Annotated in this window: 17 protein-coding genes; 16 read left to right on the forward strand and 1 reads right to left on the reverse strand. The window is 33.6% G+C overall.

Annotation, left to right across the window (positions count from 1 at the left end; all coding sequences use genetic code 11):
* Positions 1-72: 72 nt before the first annotated feature.
* Entirely contained in the window at positions 73-324 is a 252-nt protein-coding gene (locus AC58UU_RS12110; RefSeq protein ID WP_497315882.1) for a hypothetical protein, read from the forward strand.
* 742 nt (positions 325-1,066) lie between these two features.
* On the opposite strand, the gene AC58UU_RS12115 is transcribed toward AC58UU_RS12110, so the two are convergent.
* Positions 1,067-3,538 (reverse strand): O-antigen ligase family protein, encoded by a 2,472-nt coding sequence (locus AC58UU_RS12115; RefSeq protein WP_497315884.1) that lies wholly within the window; start codon positions 3,536-3,538, stop codon positions 1,067-1,069.
* 212 nt (positions 3,539-3,750) lie between these two features.
* Between AC58UU_RS12115 and AC58UU_RS12120 the strand changes: the two genes are divergently transcribed.
* The 15 genes from AC58UU_RS12120 to AC58UU_RS12190 all read left to right on the forward strand — a co-directional run bounded on the left by AC58UU_RS12120 (position 3,751) and on the right by AC58UU_RS12190 (position 20,443).
* A complete protein-coding gene (locus tag AC58UU_RS12120) occupies positions 3,751-4,776 on the forward strand; it encodes a Wzz/FepE/Etk N-terminal domain-containing protein (protein ID WP_497315886.1) in 1,026 nt (341 codons plus the stop codon).
* A 159-nt stretch (positions 4,777-4,935) separates the two neighbouring features.
* Entirely contained in the window at positions 4,936-6,723 is a 1,788-nt protein-coding gene (locus AC58UU_RS12125; protein ID WP_497315888.1) for a polysaccharide biosynthesis protein, read from the forward strand.
* Between the two features lie 22 nt (positions 6,724-6,745).
* Entirely contained in the window at positions 6,746-7,357 is a 612-nt protein-coding gene (locus AC58UU_RS12130; RefSeq protein WP_497315890.1) for a sugar transferase, read from the forward strand.
* Positions 7,358-7,372: 15 nt separating this feature from the next.
* Positions 7,373-8,266 carry an NAD-dependent epimerase/dehydratase family protein gene (locus AC58UU_RS12135; RefSeq protein ID WP_497315892.1) on the forward strand — a complete coding sequence of 298 codons (894 nt, stop codon included), beginning with the start codon at positions 7,373-7,375 and terminating at the stop codon, positions 8,264-8,266.
* A complete protein-coding gene (locus tag AC58UU_RS12140; RefSeq protein ID WP_497315894.1) occupies positions 8,266-9,459 on the forward strand; it encodes a glycosyltransferase family 4 protein in 1,194 nt (397 codons plus the stop codon). Before AC58UU_RS12135 ends, AC58UU_RS12140 begins: the two co-directional genes overlap by 1 nt.
* A gap of 11 nt (positions 9,460-9,470) precedes the next feature.
* Complete coding sequence (locus AC58UU_RS12145) at positions 9,471-10,493, forward strand: polysaccharide biosynthesis protein (RefSeq protein ID WP_497315896.1); 1,023 nt, start codon at positions 9,471-9,473, stop codon at positions 10,491-10,493.
* Positions 10,490-11,599, forward strand: coding sequence for a capsular polysaccharide biosynthesis protein CapF (locus AC58UU_RS12150; protein ID WP_497315898.1), 1,110 nt, complete (start codon positions 10,490-10,492; stop codon positions 11,597-11,599). Before AC58UU_RS12145 ends, AC58UU_RS12150 begins: the two co-directional genes overlap by 4 nt.
* Before the next feature lie 2 nt (positions 11,600-11,601).
* Positions 11,602-12,729, forward strand: coding sequence for a non-hydrolyzing UDP-N-acetylglucosamine 2-epimerase (wecB, locus tag AC58UU_RS12155; protein ID WP_497315900.1), 1,128 nt, complete (start codon positions 11,602-11,604; stop codon positions 12,727-12,729).
* A gap of 30 nt (positions 12,730-12,759) precedes the next feature.
* The gene (locus AC58UU_RS12160; protein WP_497315901.1) at positions 12,760-13,896 is read left to right on the forward strand and encodes an N-acetyl sugar amidotransferase; all 1,137 of its coding nucleotides are present in this window, start codon (positions 12,760-12,762) and stop codon (positions 13,894-13,896) included.
* A 47-nt stretch (positions 13,897-13,943) separates the two neighbouring features.
* Entirely contained in the window at positions 13,944-14,561 is a 618-nt protein-coding gene (gene hisH / locus AC58UU_RS12165; protein ID WP_497315902.1) for an imidazole glycerol phosphate synthase subunit HisH, read from the forward strand.
* A gap of 1 nt (position 14,562) precedes the next feature.
* Positions 14,563-15,339, forward strand: a complete 777-nt coding sequence (locus AC58UU_RS12170; RefSeq protein ID WP_497315904.1) for an AglZ/HisF2 family acetamidino modification protein — start codon at positions 14,563-14,565, stop codon at positions 15,337-15,339.
* A 54-nt stretch (positions 15,340-15,393) separates the two neighbouring features.
* A complete protein-coding gene (locus tag AC58UU_RS12175; protein WP_497315906.1) occupies positions 15,394-16,611 on the forward strand; it encodes a glycosyltransferase in 1,218 nt (405 codons plus the stop codon).
* A 59-nt stretch (positions 16,612-16,670) separates the two neighbouring features.
* Positions 16,671-17,813 carry a glycosyltransferase family 4 protein gene (locus AC58UU_RS12180; RefSeq protein ID WP_497315908.1) on the forward strand — a complete coding sequence of 381 codons (1,143 nt, stop codon included), beginning with the start codon at positions 16,671-16,673 and terminating at the stop codon, positions 17,811-17,813.
* A gap of 52 nt (positions 17,814-17,865) precedes the next feature.
* The gene (locus AC58UU_RS12185; protein ID WP_497315910.1) at positions 17,866-19,224 is read left to right on the forward strand and encodes an O-antigen polymerase; all 1,359 of its coding nucleotides are present in this window, start codon (positions 17,866-17,868) and stop codon (positions 19,222-19,224) included.
* Positions 19,211-20,443 (forward strand): lipopolysaccharide biosynthesis protein, encoded by a 1,233-nt coding sequence (locus tag AC58UU_RS12190; protein ID WP_497315912.1) that lies wholly within the window; start codon positions 19,211-19,213, stop codon positions 20,441-20,443. The genes AC58UU_RS12185 and AC58UU_RS12190 overlap by 14 nt, the downstream gene beginning before the upstream one ends.
* The last annotated feature ends 7 nt before the right edge of the window (positions 20,444-20,450 follow it).

Here is a 20,450-nt window from a genome sequence, read left to right on the forward strand (position 1 = left end):
AGGCATTGGTACATTCACTGGACTAGGCATAAACGTATACTAACACAAACCTATAGAGGAGTTGACCCGCCAATGGCTTACCAACCTAACCAACCAACCCAAGGCAGACCATTCCAGTGTCCACCGGCTGACCCGATCATGACAGATCCAGAAAGAGTAGTAAGAGACTTCTACCACCCACAAAAAGTTCAAGTTATTCATCCAATTCAAATCGTTAACCGCCACCACTGCGTTCCTGTCTATGAGCATGTGTACACTTGTTCAGAGACAGATGAGTATTGCGGCACTCACCCGCATCCGCATCAAGGCATGCTGCGCGACTAGTTGATAAGGAAACCCTCGGAGAGAATCGTAGATTCTTTTCGGGGGTTGTTTTGTATGTGCTCAGAACAAAAAAAGATACACGGGGGACCACTTATATCTTGGAGTTAGAGATAGAGTGGAACCATTGGACGGGGCGATACCTGTGAAAAGTGCCGGGCCTATCTTGAATAGCAATATGCGAATTAGAAGGTTTATAATGCGTTTTGTGTGGAGGAATTGTATGCGCGAGCATTTGGCAGCTGAATAAGCTGGCGGATGATCAGGAGTCGAAAATAAGGGGCATTTATAAGACTCAGGTCGTACTATACTCATGTAGTTTTGCGATGCTTTGGTGGAATCGGGGTTGGGGTGTGTATGATCTCTTTTATAATGTTGAGTACTTTTTCTCAAAATTAACGAAACACAGCAGATGTGCGAACTGATATAGGGGGATAGTATTTATGATGATCGACCATCAAGCCCTGGAGGACAATTTTCGGTAAACATCAGGTATTTGAAGAAGTAAAGATACCTGTGTTTGTTCCAAGAAGAACTGAAATAAGAGAGGATAGTTTGTAATGTTATGGTATGCAAATAATTCATTAACGAAGTCAATTGTAAAATGTGACGAGCACTAGACGATTGGAAAAAGAACTGTTAATAGTGCTAGGAACTCACAATATCTGGGTTAGTTAAATGATTAAAAAGGCATAGTTAATTTTATATATTGCAATAAAAAATAACTATGCCCCGGAAGTTCTAATTAAAACTTTGCATTCAACAATTTAATTATTTCTTGTTTTTCATTTGAATCTTTATTTACAAGATTATCATAAATGCCTTGATCATTTTTATTTTGTTTCTGCAAGGCGGCGAGGTACCAACGTGCAATAATATTATTTGATGGGTCAAAGGATAAGCTTTGTCTCAATAATTTACTGGCGGAATCATAATTACCACGCATGTATTCAATCTGACCTAGAGCAAGTCCGATTGTTTTGGTCATTCCGAATGCACGACCTTGAGCTTGTCCTTCTTGGAGGTTAGCCAGTAGCGCTATCCTCGATGTAACTTGATCATAGATTTCAAATGCTTGTTTCCAATACTGTTCCTTCAATGTAATATCTTGTTGTCCTCTAGCCCTATTTCCGAGATCGGTTTTTATAGAAATACTTTTCTCATACAACGTAATATCCCAAGGGTAGTTAGTAATTTGGCTGTCAATAGTTGTGTTAGCTTTTGTTAATTGATCTTTCATTAAAAATGCATTGATTTGTTGTTCAAGTATTGCTCTGTTATGAGGCTCAGCGGCTTTTAATTGATCAATCGTACTTACTGCTTCATTGTAATATTGTTCATTCTTAGTTTGGTTAAAAGCTTGAATGAGCAAATTGATTTTAAACAAAGCATACTCAGGATGATTCGGATGAAAGTTTAGTGCTTGATTAAGAGGGTCCATGATGGTATTAATAGGTTTTTGATTTTGCATGTTATTTTGTGCTGTGTCAAATGCACTCCTAGCCTTCACTGCTTGAACAGAATTATAAAAAAATACGCCTGCAAATATTAAGAGTATAACAGGGTATATTTTATTTAGTAGAGGAAGCATGGTTTTTACTTTATTAAAATTAAATTCTTTTTCAACGTTACTGACCATGACACCTAATGACAAAAATAGAAGTATACCTAAATAAACAAAACTAAGATCAAAGTCGATCATACTATGAATTAAAAGAGAAATCACTACAATATAAAATATAAATCGTTGATCCAGTTGTTCTTCATTTCGTGTTATAAAATTTCGAATAAATAAATAAAAAATAATTCCTACTAAAATAACAAAAATTGCAAATCCTACGACCCCAACCTCTACTAAATATTGCAAAAAGAAATTGTGTGCTTGTCGGCTAATATAAGGGTTACTCTGGTATTTTTCGTATAATGAGCTCCATGCCCCGCCACCAGCGCCGATTAGAGGATAATCATTTAATAGTTTCATTGAATCTTTATAGAATGTTCCACGTTCAAAAACACTTTGCTGTTGCAAATTGATAGTTTCTATTCGAGTGCGAATATTTTCTGGAAGTAATTTGGTTAAACCTATATCACTAAAAAGGACAAATACGCATACAGTTCCCAAAATAATAGCGGATAGCGGAATAAAAAAATTGGAGAATCTTTTCTTATCGAAATTAACAAGTTTATCTTTTAGCCATGTAGAAACGAATTTTTGAATCAATATAGCACATATCATATTAGCTAATGATACTGTCAACAAAATGCTCCATCCAGTAACAGACAAAGTGGCTTTGTACCCTTGATTAAGTTCTATGCCTATATTTGTTACTTTACTTAATATTAATATGGAGAAGATAGCTGATGTAACTAAATGTATAATAAATAAAATTTGTCGAAATGGCTTTAAGAATATAAGAACAAAGAGCAGCACAATAGGCAGAATAACTAATCCGCCTCTAGATAAAGTTAAGACAAGTGAAACGAAGATCGGTACAGTCATTACAGCATGAGATGCAATGGAAATTCTTTTTTTTGATGAGATAATTAAGAACAAAGAAGATAGAAGAATAGCAATCAAAAAGGCTGCATAGCTGTTAGGGTATTGAAAGATTGAGGTTAAACGCACTCCATCTGAACCAACCATAATTGCATCTCGATATGTTAGCCCATCCTTGTCGGTTATGAACCACTTGACCAATGAAAAAGCAAATTCTTTATTACCGAACCAGTTCAATAATCCAAACAAAATGATGACATAAGCCGAAAGCATAAGGCTTATTTTAAGTATAGAAAATCCTAATTCCATTCTAGAGATGTAAAGAGCAAGTAAGAAGAAGGATACATATATCATTTGGATTAAAATTTGGTTGTAGGCACTATAAGCTGAAGCAGCTGAAATATATGAAATACAATAGGAGAGAGGAATAAACCATATTACCATACTAATCAGACCAACTACGGTATTTAATTTCCAATGTAAGAAAAAATAAACACCAATAAGAATAAGTATAATTGAAGACCAGACTGCAGTTGAATAAATAGGTGATTCAAACGCTAATGAATTTCCATTAAACATTCCCTTTTGAAATGGGCCCCAAAACAAAAAAAGAATAGCAAAACCTGCTAGAATCCAAAAAATGATGGATCCCTTCTCAGCATTATTACTATGACTTTTCTTTAAAGGACCTGTATAACTATTTTTTTTTATTTCTGCCATTTTAGGTTCTCCTTTTCCAATCAAATCGACAAAATTTTATCATATATATTAGTTTAATGCCAATTTATTTGTGAAAATAACCTTATGTAATTTTAGCATTTGAGGTGGGAAAATATATGAATCTAGCATTATAGAGATATATTTGCTAAGATAACAATAGACTTTATTCGACATTTACTAAGATTTTTATTATTAAGGAGAGAATGTAATTTATGGAAGAGGATATTAGTTTAAGGAATATTATTGAAACTGTTTGGGATGGAAAAAAAATCATAATTCTTATTACAACTATAGCCATTATTATGAGTGGAATTGTAAATTATTTTATTTTGACTCCTACTTATGAAGTATCCACTTCAGTCATCATTAATAATCAGTTAAATGACCAAAAAAATCCAGTAAACTTAAGCTCATTTGCCGGTCAAGTCAAAAGCAGCATGATGCTTAGCAAAATTATTCAGAAATTAAATCTTGATAAAAGTCAATATTCAACGGAAATGTTAAATGATAGTATTTCTGTTACGAACATCAAAGAATCGAATTTGATACAAATTAAGGTTAAAGGAAATAACGCTGATTTGATCACTCAAATCGCTAATATTGTTGCCTTGGAATTAGGTTCCTTTGTAGAAGTATCAACTCGATTGGATATGATTGTTGGTTTTAAAAAACGTATAATTGAAGTTGAAGACAACTTGAAGATAAATCAAAAAGAAATTGAACAGACTAATCAACAGCTACAAACCACTCCTGAAAAATTACTTACTAAAAAAGTACTTGCTGATGATCCTTATCTACAATCAGTTGCTGCAGATTCAAATCAAACAAGTAATAAAAATTTAGGTTCTTTGCAATTGAACAACGAAGAAATTAATCCTGTATATACCACTTTAAAGTCTAAATTGGCAGAATCAAATATCCAACTTTCTAAACTTCAAGCTGATCAACAAAACCTGAGTGATAGAGTCGGCGAGAATCAAAAGGCAATTGATGAAATTCAGAAGCGGACAAATTCAACTGAATTCTCATCCGATCAACTTATTTTATCATCTAATCGGTTTAATGCTGTTTTGATAACACCAGCATTCAAGCCAGAATCTCCTGTAGGACCCCAGAAATTACCCAATATAGTTATTGCCGGAGTTATGGGTGCGCTGATTGGGACATTTATTATGGTCTTTAGAGATTATTGGAGAAAAAGTAGTACAATTAAATTAGGGTCAAATAATTCGGTGTAGTGGAATTGATATGGAGGAGAAGAAGTGAGTAAGTATTTTAGGATTCCTACACTTTTAATCATTGATGCTATTATTGTAAGTTTATCTGTATATTTTTCTTACTTGTTAAGGTTTGATTTTGAGATCAGACATGAGTTCACGTCTAGTCTCCCGTACGTTATGGCGATTTATACGTTATCGACTTTAACTTGTTTTTATTTTTATAAAATATATAAAAGACTTTGGCAATATGCGAGCATTGGAGATCTAATTTCAATAATTAAAGGTTCATTAGTAAGTTCAGGATTTATTTTTATTTTGCATCATTTTGTAGTGAATACTTTTTATCCTCAAATTATCATTCCACGTAGTATTTATATTCTTTCCATTATGATTATCTTTTTGACTGTTGGCGGTTCGCGCTTTTTGTGGAGGATCGTTAGGGATAATTACATTAAGATCCAACCACATCATCATCGTGTTTTAATTGTTGGTGCGGGTGATGTCGGCATTATGGTCGTTAAAGAACTTAAGCATTCTAATTCCGAATATTATCCAGTCGCATTTATTGATGATGATCCTCAGAAAAGGAATTTGGAAGTGCTGGGTGTTCCTGTTTTAGGTAACAGAATGGATTTAATAACTGTTACAGGAAAATACAAAATTGATGATATTATTATCGCCCTGCCGAATGCATCTCGAACAGAGATAGCAGACATATTTGAAATATGTAAGAAAACGAGCTGCCATATTAAAATAGTCCCGCATTTTAAGGATCTGATTAATGGGAGCATTTCTATTAATATGATCCGTGATGTCAGCGTGGAAGATTTATTGGGACGAGAACCTATAAACATTAATCTTAAAGAAATTTCAGATTATCTTTTCGGCCATGTTGTGCTTGTTACAGGGGCAGGGGGATCCATCGGATCAGAATTATGCCGTCAAATCGCTGGGTTTGAACCTAAGCAATTGTTATTGTTGGGTCGAGGTGAGAATAGTATATATGATATCGAAATGGAATTACGCAAAAAATTCCCAAATGTTAGTATCGAACCGATTATTGCAGATATACAACATAAGCACAGGTTAGTGGAGATATTTAAACAATTCCGACCGCAAGTCATATTTCATGCAGCAGCACATAAGCATGTCCCACTTATGGAAAAAAATCCGATCGAAGCAGTGAAGAACAATATTTTGGGAACTAGAAATGTGGCAGAATGTGCTCATGAATTCGAGTCATTACGGTTCGTAATGATATCAACAGATAAAGCTGTAAATCCGACTAGTGTAATGGGTGCCACCAAAAGAGTTGCAGAAATGATCGTGCAAAATATCAATGAAACAAGTAAGACCCATTTTTCGGCTGTTCGTTTTGGTAATGTATTGGGCAGCAGAGGCAGTGTAATCCCAGTATTCAAAAGGCAAATTGAAGAAGGTGGACCTGTCACGGTTACCCATCCAGAAATGATACGCTATTTTATGACCATACCTGAAGCCGTTCAACTAGTTATCCAAACTGGAGCACTGGCTATTGGCGGAGAAGTTTTTATTTTAGATATGGGGAAACCTGTGAAAATAGTAGATTTGGCACGTGATTTAATCCGACTTTCAGGATTGGAACCTGATGAAGATATTAAGATTACTTATTCGGGATTACGACCAGGAGAAAAGTTATTTGAAGAGCTTCTGACAGCTGAAGAAGGAGCGGCAACTACTAAGCACGATCGTATATTTGTAGGAAAACCTCTACAACTAAATTCCCATGAGTTAAGTTTACAATTGCGAAAATTAGAATATATGGCTCTTGAAAGGGAATGTCCCGACATAAATGAAATTCGTGAACAAATAAAGCAATTAGTAACTTCCTTTAAGATACCCGATGATTATCAGAACTCAAAAAAAGCAATTGAGGAGGCCTTGCAAGCTTCTTTGGAAGTAGTGGCCGCGCTAAATAATAAATAATTTGATCTAAAAAGGTGCTTCCATGATAATATATCCAATCGTTAAACGTATTATAGATTTTACATTATCTCTTATTGGGCTTGTCATCCTTTTGCCTATTTTTTTAATCCTAGTGATCGTCATAAAGATTGATTCCAAGGGACCTATTTTATTTAAACAAAAACGTATCGGTAAAAATAAAAGTCATTTCTATATATTAAAATTTAGAACCATGAAGACGGATACGCCGCAAGATATGCCAACCCATATGCTTCAAAGTCCAGACTTTTTCATTACTAGGATTGGTAGGTTTTTGAGGAAAACTAGCTTGGATGAGTTACCTCAAATTATTAATATCTTAAAAGGTGAGATGAGTATTGTTGGTCCAAGACCAGCATTATGGAATCAATATGATTTAATAGCAGAAAGGGATCGATATGGTGCTAATAATATTTATCCTGGGCTAACTGGTTGGGCACAAGTGAATGGTAGAGATGAATTGCCGATACAAGCGAAAGCACAATTCGACGGAGAATATGTTGAAAAAATGAGTTTTTATTTTGATTTGATTGTATTTATTAAAACAATAATTAATGTAATTAAAAGTGAGGGTGTTAAGGAGGGAACGTCTAATAAAGTTAATCAGAATCTGTAGTTAGGAGAGAAAAAAGTGATATATGTAACTGGTATTACAGGACATACAGGAAAATGGTTTTTAGATAAACTAATCAAAGAAAACTATCAGGGCAAAGTAAGATGCTTAGTTAGAGAGGACAGTAATTCAGAAATCATTGATAATTCGGAACTTAACATAGAAAAGGTGTATGGAAGCCTTGAAGACAAAGTTCTATTAGAATCATCAATGATTGGAGTAGATACTGTAGTTCATATTTCTTCTATCTTGCATTCTAACAATGTGATCGAAGCAGCTTTGATAAACAATGTCAGATGGGTGATACTTGTTCATACCACAGGAAGGTATTCAAAATATAAAAGTGCTTCCGAAGAATATATTAAAATTGAGGACGGTATACTCCAAAGACGTAATCAATTAGGAATCACAGTGCTAAGACCTACTATGATTTATGGGTCCTCGTTTGATAGAAACATGTATAAACTTGTTGATTATTTATTTAGAAATAAATTTTTTCCGTTGTTTGGGAAAGGTGAAAATCTCATGCAACCGGTTCATGCTAAAGATTTGGGCTATGCTTATTATGATGTACTTCTAAATGTGGATAAAACCTTCAACAAAGAGTACAATTTATCCGGAAAAGCTCCTATCAAATACATTGATTTAATTAGATGTGTATCAAAAGCTCTTGGAAGAAAAACTGTAATTGTAAAGTTTCCGCTATGGATTTCAATAGTGGCAGTGAAAATTTATAATGTTGTAAATAAAAAAGCTTTCATTTCTGTAGAGCAAGTGCTCAGAATGCAAGAGGATAAAAGCTTCGGATATGAAGAAGCAGTTAAAGACTTTGGTTATTCTCCTGTTTCTTTTGAGGAAGGGATAAAAGGTGAGGTCGAAGAGTACCTCAATAGTAAGCAAAGAGGAAGATAATGATGAAAATAATTGTGGTTTGTCAATATTTTTACCCAGAACAGTTCCAAGTAAATGATTTATGCTTTGAATTGGTGAATAAAGGACATGAAGTAACAGTACTGACAGGATTGCCAAACTATCCAAGTGGAATAGTAGATAAAAAGTATAGAGGCTTAATAAATAAAAGTGAAGAAATAAATGGAGTTAAAATAATTCGCAGTTGGCTTCTTGGAAGAGGAAATGGAATTAAAAGGCTAACGCTTAATTATATTAGTTTTGCCATATCTGCCTCTTTAAAAGCTCTCTTTCTTAAGAAAGATTTTGATCTTATTTTAGTATATCAGCTTTCTCCTGTAACAATGGCTTTGCCTGGTATCGTATTGAAAAAACTTACCAAAAAACCACTTATCTTATATTGTTTTGATTTATGGCCGGAAAGCATTGCATCTGCTGGAATTTCATCGTCTAGTAAGCTATATAGCTCTTTACTTAAATTAAGTCGATGGATTTATAAAAGCGCAGACCAAATATTCACAAGTTCCGAGCTGTTTAAAGAATATTTTAGTAATAAACTTAATATTAAGGGGAACATTACACATCTTCCAGTATATGCTGAGTCTTTGTTTGAAGATATTAATATAACTAAGAGAAATGATGATAATGTTAATCTGGTTTTTGCGGGAAATATTGGTGAGATGCAAAGCGTTGAAACAATAATATACGCTGCTAATGAACTTAAAGAATATCGGCATATTAAGTTTCATATTGTGGGAGATGGTTCCTCGCGGCAAAAATGTGAGGGTTTAGCTAGACGTTTTCAACTTCATAATGTTACTTTTCATGGGCAACACCCGAAAACTGAGATGCCAAGATTCTATGGCATGGCGGATGCTTTTCTAATTACATTGAAAGCAAATAATTTCATTTCATATACATTACCTAATAAAGTTCAATCTTATATGGCGGCAGGAAAACCGATTATAGGAGCAATTGATGGTGAGACCCAGATCGTAATTAGTAAAGCCAATTGTGGAGTGTGTTCATCTGCAGAAAATTATAAAGAACTTGCTAATAATATAATAGCTTTTGCTACCAATAAAGAAAAACATTCCGTTTATGGACTTAATGCAAGGAAGTATTATGATAAACACTTCTCTAAAACAATATTTTTGGAGAAATTAACTGATTTACTTCAAATCCAATGTAGATAGGGATGTTCGCGATGTTCGATGATAAAACGATTTTAATCACCGGAGGGACAGGCTCTTTCGGTCATGCAGTAATGAAAAGATTTCTTGATACAGAAGTAAAAGAAATTCGAATATTCTCACGCGATGAGAAAAAGCAAGATGATATGAGAAAGCAGTATACAAACAATAAGTTGAAATTTTACTTAGGTGATGTTAGAGATTTAGCAAGTGTTAAAAACGCTATGCATAACGTGGATTTTATTTTCCATGCAGCGGCATTAAAGCAAGTTCCTTCTTGTGAGTTTTTCCCACTTGAAGCGGTTAAAACGAATATTATCGGTACGGATAATGTACTAACAGCTGCTATAGAGTATGGAATTAAAAAAGTTATCTGTCTATCTACAGACAAAGCAGCTTATCCCATTAATGCTATGGGCATCTCGAAAGCAATGATGGAGAAAGTATTTGTTGCTAAATCGAGAACAATATCCTCCGAAAAGACCCTTATTTGTGGTACAAGATACGGAAATGTTATGGCATCTCGGGGATCGGTTATACCATTATTTATAGAGCAGATAAAAAATGGACTACCTTTAACGGTAACGGATCCTGCTATGACGAGATTTCTAATGAGCCTTGAAGAAGCTGTAGAACTTGTCGTTTTCGCATTTTTATATGCACAAGCAGGAGACATTATGGTACAAAAGGCTCCTGCATGTACCGTAGGAGACTTGGCTCAAGCAATAAAAGAAATATTTAATGCAAATAGTGAAATTAAAATAATAGGCACTCGTCATGGTGAAAAAGAGTATGAAACCCTGCTTACTAAAGAAGAACGTGTAGTATCTGAAGATATGGAAGGGTTCTTTAGAGTGCCCGCTGACCAAAGGGATCTTAATTATGATAAGTACTTTGTTGAGGGGGATAAACAGCTTGCAACTGAACAAGAGTATAATTCTCACAATACACACAGATTAAATGTAGATGAGATAAAGCAGAAGTTGCTTGAATTAGACTATGTGCAGAGAGAGTTGAAGGGCTGGAATAACGAATGAAAATTCTTGTTACGGGAGCAAAAGGTTTTATTGGGAAAAATCTCATAGCTGAGTTGAGGAATAAAGGTTATTCAGATATTTTTGAATATAGTAAAGAAACAGAAATATCAATGTTAGATCAATTTGTTAAAGAATGTGATTTTGTATTTCATCTTGCAGGTGTTAATCGCCCAAAGGATGAAAGTGAGTTTTTGGAAGGGAATTTTGAATTCACTTCACAACTGTTAAAATTATTAAGGAAACATGATAATAAATCGCCTGTTCTTCTTACGTCTTCAACACAGTCTGAATTGGATAATGCCTATGGAAGAAGTAAAAAAGCAGGGGAAGATTTATTATTTACCCATTATGCAGAAACGGATGCAAAGGTCTTAATCTATAGATTGCCAAACGTATTTGGTAAATGGAGCAGACCTAGTTATAATTCGGCTGTCGCAACATTCTGCTATAATATTTCCAGGGATTTAGATATTCAGGTGAACAATCCAGAAACTGATTTAACTCTTTGTTATATTGATGATGTTTTGGCAGAATTTTTAAGAGCATTGGAAGATAACCCTACGAAACAAGGGGATTTTTGTGTTGTACCAGTAACATATAATGTTAAATTAGGCAAATTAGTAGAGCAATTAAAAGAATTTAAAGATTGCAGAATCAATCTTGGCATCCCTAATATGGGGGATGAATTCACTAAAAAGCTATATAGCACATATTTAAGTTTCTTACCAGAAGAAAATTTCTCATATGAATTGAAAATGAATAGTGACTATAGAGGATCCTTTACAGAGTTCATAAGAACTGCGGAAAGAGGACAGGTATCTATTAATATCTCCAAACCAGAGATTACTAAGGGAAATCACTGGCATCATACTAAAAATGAAAAATTCATGGTTGTTAGTGGTAAAGGGGTTATTCGCTTCCGTAAAATTGGGCAGGATAAAGTATTACAATATTTTGTTAGCGGCGAAAAATTAGAGGTTGTTGATATTCCGACTGGATATACCCATAATATAGAGAATCTCGGAGATACAGATATGGTTACTATTATGTGGGTTAATGAGCTCTTTGACCCTAAACAACCCGATACTTATTACTTGGAGGTTTGATTATGTCTAGAATGAAAGTAATGACTATCTTAGGTACAAGACCTGAGATCATTCGCCTCTCAGCATGTCTAAAAGTCTTCGATAAATACTTTGATCATATTCTTGTTCATACTGGACAAAACTGGGATTATACTTTAAATCAAGTATTCTTTGATGACTTAGGGTTAAGGGCTCCGGATTTTTATTTAGAGAGTGTAGGTAAAGACCTCGGGGAGACGATGGGTAATATCATAGCTAAGTCTTATGAATTGCTTCAACAAGAAAGACCAGATGCATTGCTAATCTTAGGCGATACCAATTCAGCACTTGCAGCTATTTCTGCAAAAAGGCTGAAAGTGCCTATATTCCATATGGAGGCTGGTAACCGCTGTTGGGATTGGAATGTTCCAGAGATGATTAATAGAAAAGTAGTAGACCATATCTCGGATATTAACCTGCCTTACACGGAACACAGCAGACGGTATTTATTGTCTGAAGGTATTGATGGTAAGACCATATTTGTGACGGGATCTCCTATGCCTGAAGTTCTGCGTGACCATAAAAATATTATTGAAGCAAGTGATGTACTAATTCGTCTAAACTTACAGAAGAAAAAATATATCTTGTTGTCTGCTCATAGAGAAGAAAATATCGACTTAGAGGATAACTTTATGTCCTTATTGACTGCTGTAAATCGAATTGCAGAGAAATACCAATTACCGATTATTTATTCTATGCATCCTAGAAGTAAGAAATTTATTGAAAAGCGTGAATTTAAGTTTCATCCATTGGTGCAAAGTATGAGTCCATTTGGATTTATCGATTATAACCAACTTCAGTTGAATGCTTATTGTGTGTTATCTGACAGTGGTACATTATCAGAAGAAAGCGCAATACTAGGATTCCCCGGAGTACTAATAAGAACCTCCACCGAAAGACCTGAGGTTCTTGATAAGGGTACAGTCGTTATTGGAGGAATTAAAGGTGAGGACATTGAACAGGCGGTAGAACTTGCTGTGGGAATGTTTGAAAATGGTGAAGAAACTGTATTGGCTGAAGATTATGCTGATACTAATGTTTCAGTTAAGGTGGCAAAAATAATTCAAAGTTATGCAAAGATAGTGAACATGACAGTATGGGGAAAAAATTAAAGTTCATCTAATTTGAGGAGTTAATGCAAAATGGGGAAAAGAGAGTACAGGATTTGTGCCAATTGTGCTATGGATACCACGGATTCGTTGATCCAATTTGATGAGAGAGGTTTCTGTGACCATTGCAATAATTACTACAATAATATACTTCCTAATTGGCATCCCGATGAAATTGGGAAGAAACAGTTAGACAATATTGTAAAAAAGATAAAAAATGATAGTAAAGGCCAAAAATATGATTGTATTATTGGTCTTAGTGGCGGAGTAGATAGTTCTTATCTTTTGTATTATGCGAAAGAGGTATTGGGTTTACGTCCTCTGGTTTTTGCTGTTGATACTGGGTGGAGTCTGAATGTAGCAGTTGAAAACATCGAAAAACTCGTTAGAGGTTTAGATGTGGATCTATACACTGAGATTATTGATTGGCAGGAAATGAAAGATTTACAACTCGCCTATTTTAAAGCACAAGTTCCATATCAAGATACACCTCAAGACCATGCTATTTTCGCGGCTCTATATAATTATGCAGCAAAACAAGGTATAAAGTATGTACTAACAGGAGCTAATTACTCAACAGAGTGCGTTCGAGAACCTAATGAGTGGGTGTACTTAAACGATCTACGTCAAATAAAAGACATTCATAAGAGATTCGGCACACGTCCTTTAAAAACACTTCCTCTTTGCGGAATGTTTAAATATCGATTGTACTACCGTTATGTTAAGGGTATGAAGATCGTTCAACCATTAAACTTGATTCCCTATAAGAAAGAAGAAGCAATCTCGCTTATGGAGAAGAAGTTTGGTTGGCAGCGATATGCGAATAAGCATTTTGAGAGTATTTTCACCAGATTTTATGAAGGTTATTGGTTGGTTAAGAAATTTGGTTACGATAAGAGAAGAGCTCACTTTTCCAGTCTGATATTGACGGGGCAAATCTCCAGAGAAGAAGCATTGAACAAGCTTGCTGAGCCGCCATACAGTCCAGAACTTGCATTGGAAGATTTAGAATATGTCGCGAAGAAGCTTGGTTTGACAAAAGCAGAGTTTATAGAAATGATGAACAGTGAGAATAAAACATATCGTGATTATAAATCAAGTGCTTGGCTGATGGAAACAGTAATTAAATTAGCTATTAAATTGGGTTATGAAAAGAGACAATTTAGATAATAAGCCAATGGTTTATCGATATTACTCAAGTACGAGGTGGTGAGAATATGATAGCAGTTATAGACTATGGAATGGGAAACGTAGGTTCCATAATAAATATGCTACGTAAAATAGGCGTACCTTCAATTCTCGCTAAAGATATTGAGGAAATAGCTAATGCAGATAAGTTGATACTGCCTGGTGTAGGTTCGTTTGATCAGGGGATGTACAAACTGAACGAAAGTGGTCTAACTGACGCTATCAAGGGACATGTCATTATTGATCAAAAACCGCTTCTTGGTATATGTCTTGGCATGCAGATGCTTGGCAGACGTAGTGAAGAAGGAAACGATAGCGGATTAGGTCTTATCCCATTTGATAATAAGCGCTTTATATTTGATGATGCTATGCAATTGAAAATTCCTCATATGGGCTGGGATTTAGCAGCCACTGCTATTAAAGATGACCCACTATTTGAGGGGCTTACGCCGACCCAAAGGTACTATTTTGTTCATTCTTATCATGCAGTATGCGATAGTGAGGAGAATGTACTGATGAAATGTGATTATGGCTATTCATTTGCAGCGGCAGTAAAAAAAGGCAACATATACGGTGTACAGTTTCACCCTGAAAAAAGTCATAAGTTTGGAATGGCATTACTAGAGAATTTTGCTAGGAGGGTGTAACGTGTATTCTAGACCTAGATTAATACCGTGCCTTTTATTAAAAGAACAGGGTTTAGTTAAAACTACAAAATTCTCCAATCCAAGATATTTAGGAGATCCGATCAATGCCGTGAAGATATTTAATGGTAAAGGCGTTGATGAATTATCTATATTAGATATTACTGCTACTTCTGAAGGTAGAGGACCGGATTATGAATATTTAAAAGATATTGCAAGTGAAGCCTTTATGCCTCTAAGTTATGGCGGGGGAATTACGGATTTAGAACAAATTAAAAAAATATTCTTTATCGGATATGAAAAGGTAATTATTAATACCGCATTTATTCAGAATCCTGATCTAATCAGAGAGGCTGCAAATTTTGCCGGCAGTCAAAGTGTCGTAGTTTCTATTGATGTTAAAAATGATTGGTTTGGTAAGAGAACATGCTATATCAATGATGGGAAAAATAAAGTAAACATCGACCCAGTTACATTGGCAAGAAAAGCTGAAGAGTTAGGAGCCGGAGAGATTTTATTAAATTCAATCGATAGAGATGGCATGATGCAAGGTTATGATATTAAACTTGTTCAGGATGTCGCTGCTGCTGTTTCTATTCCCGTCATTGCGTGTGGAGGGGCAAAAGATATTTACGATTTTAAGAAGGTTCTTGATGAAGGTGGCGCACATGCTGCCGCGGCCGGTAGTTTGTTTGTATATTACGGACCACAAAAAGCAGTATTAATAACGGCTCCGGAAGAAAAAGATTTAATTGAAATTGGTGTATATAAGCAAGATTAATTGTGGATTTGATGATTAAAGGATTTAGAAGTAGAGTGGAAATAAGGTGATTGAGTGAAAATATTATTAATAGACGTAAACTACAAAAAGAGCTCTACTGGGAAAATTGTTTATGATTTATATACGGAGTGTACAAAAGAAGGACACGAAGCAGCGGTTTGTTATGGACGTGGAAGTAAATTAAAAGAAGAGAATAAGAATATATTTAAATTTGGCTTAGATGTGGAGACGTATTTTCATGCATTCATGACTCGTTTAACGGGACTCACAGGATGCTATTCGTACTTTTCTACTCGGAGATTACTTAAATTTATAGAACAATTCAAACCCGATGTTGTTCATATTCATGAATTACACGGTTATTTTGTAAACATACGTCCAGTAATGGATTATCTAAAGAAAAATAATATAAAAACAATTTGGACTTTTCATTGTGAATTTATGTATACCGGTAAATGTGGACATGCTTTTGAATGCGAAAAATGGAAGACTGAATGCGGTAATTGTCCTCAAGTAAAAGAATATCCAGCAAGTTTGTATTTAGATTTTACAAAGAAAATGTTTTACGAAAAGAAACAGTTGTTTGATGGATTTGATAATTTGACAATCGTTACACCATCTCATTGGTTAGCTGGAAGAGTACAGCAATCATTCTTGGGTAATCAAAATATACAAGTCGTTCATAATGGTATTGATATTGAGAATATCTTTCATCCTAGAAGCTTTGATCATCTCAAGTCTAAACATAATATTACAGATGAGAAAGTTATTCTTGCTGTCGCTCCTGATATAATGTCATCACAAAAAGGTGGTCAATATGTACTGGAATTAGCAAGAAAAATGAAGAAAGAAAAAGTTAAGTTTATTATTATCGGTGTAGAGGAGTTAAATAAGAATTTTGATGATAATGTTATTGCCATAGGGAGAACCGAAAACCAGCAAGAACTTGCGGAGTATTATTCTATGGCGGATGTGTTTGTTATTTGCAGTAAGAGGGAGAATTTACCAACGACATGTATCGAAGCTTTATCATGTGGCACCCCGGTAATTGGGTTTGATGGGGGTGGAACAAAAGAAACAGCTCCAGAAGGATATGGGGTTTTTGTACCGTATGGAGATGTTTATAAATTAGAGAATGTCATAAAGTCTGTATTCAATGGTTCGTTATCTCTTAAATCAAAAAAGGAATGTGCACATTTGGGTAGAGAAAAATACGATAAAACAATTATGTGTCACAATTATTTAAATATTTATAATACTCCCTTAATTTAATATTGTTCTCTTTCTCTTTTTAACAATGCCACACTTTAAGATTGATAGGTGAAGATATAATGAAAATTGTATTTATTGGATTAGCATCCGTTTTTACCGAAGGAATGACTTATCAAGATAACTTACTAGCTAATCAATTAAAATCTGATGGTCATGATGTTACTGTTATTTCTGAATGTTACAAATATAACAATGGATTAATTATCAAAACTTTTGAAGAAGATAAAATTTTACCCAATGGAATACGTTTAATTAGACTTAAATATAGAAATATCTTGGGAGAATTTGTTTCAGGTAAAGTGAGATCTGTTAAAGGATTATATAATATACTTGAAAAAGAATCTCCTGATATAATTTTTCATCATAGTTTACAAACTTTTGAACTATTAACAATCGTTAAATATAAGAAAAAACATGCACATGTAAAATTATATTTAGATAGTCACGAAGATTTTAATAATTCTGCTACTAATTTTTTATCGAAATATATACTGCATAAAATTTATTATAAAGCCATTATTAAAAGAGCTTTACCCTATGTGAACCAAGTTTTTTGTGTCGCTTACGAATGTTTTGATTTTTTAAGACAATTATATGATGTTCCTGATGAAAAAATGGAGTTTTACCCACTAGGTGGAGTGGTATTAGAAGATGATATATATCAAGAGAAGAGACAGAAGATCCGTAATGAGTTAATGTTGAAAGATGATGACATTTTAGTTGTCCATTCAGGAAAAATGGATAAGTTGAAACGGACAACGGATATAATACAAGGATTTGTTCAAGTACCTAGCGAGAAACTTAAGCTGGTTCTAATTGGATCTATCAATGATGAATTAAAGCAACAAATCGAATTTTTCATCTCTTCAGACAGTAGAATTCAATTTCAAGGTTGGAAAAGTGGGGATGAATTATTAGAGTATTTGTGTGCATGTGATTTATATATCCAACCAGGTAGTCAATCTGCTACAATGCAGAATGCAATTTGTTGTAAAAGTGCAGTTGCTTTATATCCATATGAAAGTCATAAGTATCTACTTCATGAAAGTGCTTTTTATGTTGAAACAACTGAAGATATAACAAGAGTTTTGAGAGAAATATCGGAAAATCGTGAAAATCTTGAAATAAAAAGAATTGAAACAAATAAAATAGCAACTGAGATTTTAGATTACAAAATACTAGCATCAAGATTATTTGTATAATTTGTCTATTTAAATTCAATATTAGTCATATGTAGGACAAAAAGAGGGAAAAATGAATCTAACTATACTTTGCACTGTATGTATTATATATATTTTCATTTTATTCTTGAGAAAATATGCAGTATCACTATCCTTATATTGGGTTGTTACTTTTTTTATGATATATGCTGTTACCCCATTAATAAAAAATCGATCAATGAACTTAGAAATTATTCAGGATAGTATTGTTGAAAAAATTTCATACTATGCTTTATTTGGTATTACTGCATTTATATTGTCAAATGCCATAGTATTTCTTTCAACTAATTATTCAAACGTTAAAAAAAACAAAAATTCGATACTAGATAGTAAAGTTGATTTTGAAACCGTATTTCTTATTTTTAAAATTATGATGCTAGTATGGCTAGTAGTATTTTTTATGGTTAATGGAATAACAGGGATTATGGAGATCTTTGATGGTGGTACGGCAAATTTATTAAGTGAAAAGAAAAACAGCACATTAGCAAGCATACTTGACATACTTCAAGTAATACCATTTTTTTTAATCCCGCCATTATTTATTACAGCCAAAACAAAGAAACAGAAGCTAATAGCTTTAATATCAATTCTAATAGTGGTATCTCTAGGTTTTAGCTTTATCTATGGTAGAAGATATATCGTATATCCATTTATGGCTTTAGGAGTATATTTTCTTTCAAGAATAAAAAATAAAATAAGAATTACAGTAATAGGAGTAACTTTTGTTTTATTTATTGTAGTTGTTTTATATTTGATGGGATTTGCTAGAACGTGGGGAATTAAAGAAATTAGTGTAAATAGTATATACAATCATATTACATCAGCTGATAATGTGGTCGATATGGTTCTCCAAAATACTGATTTTAGCTTTTCATATTATTTTCTGACTGAACAGATTGAAAAAGGTGATGTAACTGCTAGTCCTTTAGGATATTTTAAAATATTGTTAATACCTATTCCGCGAGAAATTTGGGGACAAAAACCCACGTACACTTCTGTTGCTATCATTTCACAAATTATCCCTGATGCTGCATTGGCAGGGTTTTCTGCTGCCACAGGTTATATTGGTGAAGCTTTAGCTACTTTAGGGACAATGGGAGTTATACTTATATCTGCTTTTTGGGGAAGTATCTGTGCATTTTTGGATATAAAATACCTAAAAAAAATTCGTAATATTAACAGAGATTTTACACTTTTTGACTTTATATATTTATTTTTTTTCGCTGAATTAATATCTGAAGCGCATAGGGGCGATTTTGGAGCAGCTACGCTGAATTATTTTATTGAAATCATTTTAATAATTATTTTATTTAAATTATTTATAAAGAAAGAAAACAGAATAAGTGATTATAAGTCAAGTAGATATAAGGATCGGTTAGGTGAAATCTATTAATTTAAATGTTAAACAATTTGGAAGAGATATTGTGTTGAATTTTCTGGCATCTATTGCTTTAGTTGGTACGTTGCAATTGATTGTATTCCCCTTTTTATCAAATAAATTTGGACAGTCCGACTTTGGTTTCATACTTTCTTTGATGGCCATAGTAAATACTTTAGCGTTAACTGTTGGTGGGGCTTTAGATAATATAAGATTAATAAAATATAAGGACTATGAAGATAAAAAGTTACAAGGTGATTTTAAAATAATTTTAGAATTTGCATCAATTGTTAGCATATTTGCAATGACTAGTATAACTTTATTATTTTCAAAGAATATAAATTTAGTTGATGTTATTTTACTAATTTTAGTTACATTATTAACAATGATGAGATCGTACTTAAGCGTAGAATATCGATTGAAAATCAACTATATTCTAATATTTTGGTACAACTTATCGGTTTGTATAGGTTATATTATCGGAGCTATAATCTCCACCTGGGTAGGAGCATGGCAGATTACATTTTTATGTGGGGAATTATGTGCGTTGATATTTGCTTTTTTTACAACTGAATTTGTAAAAGAGCCTAGGATTAAGACAAAACTTTTTAAAAGCACACTTTCTGGATTTATCCTACTTGCATTATCCACTTTGTTAGCCAATTTTCTAATTTATCTTGATAGATTTTTGCTGTATCCTTTTATGGGTGGAGAACAAGTTGCGATTTTTTTTGCAGCTTCTATGTTTGGAAAGATAATAAGTATGGTATTTCAACCAATTTCAGGTGTAATATTATCATATTTAGCTCAAAGTAGGCAAAGAATGTCTTTAAAAGATTTTTGGAAATTTAATGTAGTCATAGTTGTGGTTTCAGCTTTTTTTTACGTAATATGTTTAATTATGGCGCCAGCAGTAACGGGTATGTTATATCCTAATCTTATCGAAGATGCGCTTGAAATATTACCTATTGCAAATATGGCAGCTATCATTACAACTATTGGGGCGTTGACACAACCAATACTACTGAAATTTACTTCAGCATACTGGCAAGTAATCTTGCAGATAATTTTCGGAGTAACATATATTATATCTGGAATTTATTTCCTTAAAATGTATGGTTTGTATGGGTTTTGTATAGCAACTCTACTTTCAAGTGTTTTGAGATTAATAATTATGTGGATAGTTGGTAGTTATTCGTTATCAGGTAAAAGAATAAAATTAATGCCCAAATAACTAGAAA

Source organism: Paenibacillus sp. JT22N1, assembly GCF_059692155.1.

Excerpts from the sequence above, each read along its gene's own strand:
- AC58UU_RS12110 (WP_497315882.1), top strand. The coding sequence starts at position 73 with ATGGCTTACCAACCTAACCAACCAACCCAAGGCAGACCATTCCAGTGT.
- AC58UU_RS12115 (WP_497315884.1), bottom strand. The coding sequence starts at position 3,538 with ATGGCAGAAATAAAAAAAAATAGTTATACAGGTCCTTTAAAGAAAAGT.
- AC58UU_RS12120 (WP_497315886.1), top strand. The coding sequence starts at position 3,751 with ATGGAAGAGGATATTAGTTTAAGGAATATTATTGAAACTGTTTGGGAT.
- AC58UU_RS12125 (WP_497315888.1), top strand. The coding sequence starts at position 4,936 with ATGGCGATTTATACGTTATCGACTTTAACTTGTTTTTATTTTTATAAA.
- AC58UU_RS12130 (WP_497315890.1), top strand. The coding sequence starts at position 6,746 with ATGATAATATATCCAATCGTTAAACGTATTATAGATTTTACATTATCT.
- AC58UU_RS12140 (WP_497315894.1), top strand. The coding sequence starts at position 8,266 with ATGATGAAAATAATTGTGGTTTGTCAATATTTTTACCCAGAACAGTTC.
- AC58UU_RS12145 (WP_497315896.1), top strand. The coding sequence starts at position 9,471 with ATGTTCGATGATAAAACGATTTTAATCACCGGAGGGACAGGCTCTTTC.
- AC58UU_RS12150 (WP_497315898.1), top strand. The coding sequence starts at position 10,490 with ATGAAAATTCTTGTTACGGGAGCAAAAGGTTTTATTGGGAAAAATCTC.
- wecB (WP_497315900.1), top strand. The coding sequence starts at position 11,602 with ATGTCTAGAATGAAAGTAATGACTATCTTAGGTACAAGACCTGAGATC.
- AC58UU_RS12160 (WP_497315901.1), top strand. The coding sequence starts at position 12,760 with ATGGGGAAAAGAGAGTACAGGATTTGTGCCAATTGTGCTATGGATACC.
- hisH (WP_497315902.1), top strand. The coding sequence starts at position 13,944 with ATGATAGCAGTTATAGACTATGGAATGGGAAACGTAGGTTCCATAATA.
- AC58UU_RS12180 (WP_497315908.1), top strand. The coding sequence starts at position 16,671 with ATGAAAATTGTATTTATTGGATTAGCATCCGTTTTTACCGAAGGAATG.
- AC58UU_RS12185 (WP_497315910.1), top strand. The coding sequence starts at position 17,866 with ATGAATCTAACTATACTTTGCACTGTATGTATTATATATATTTTCATT.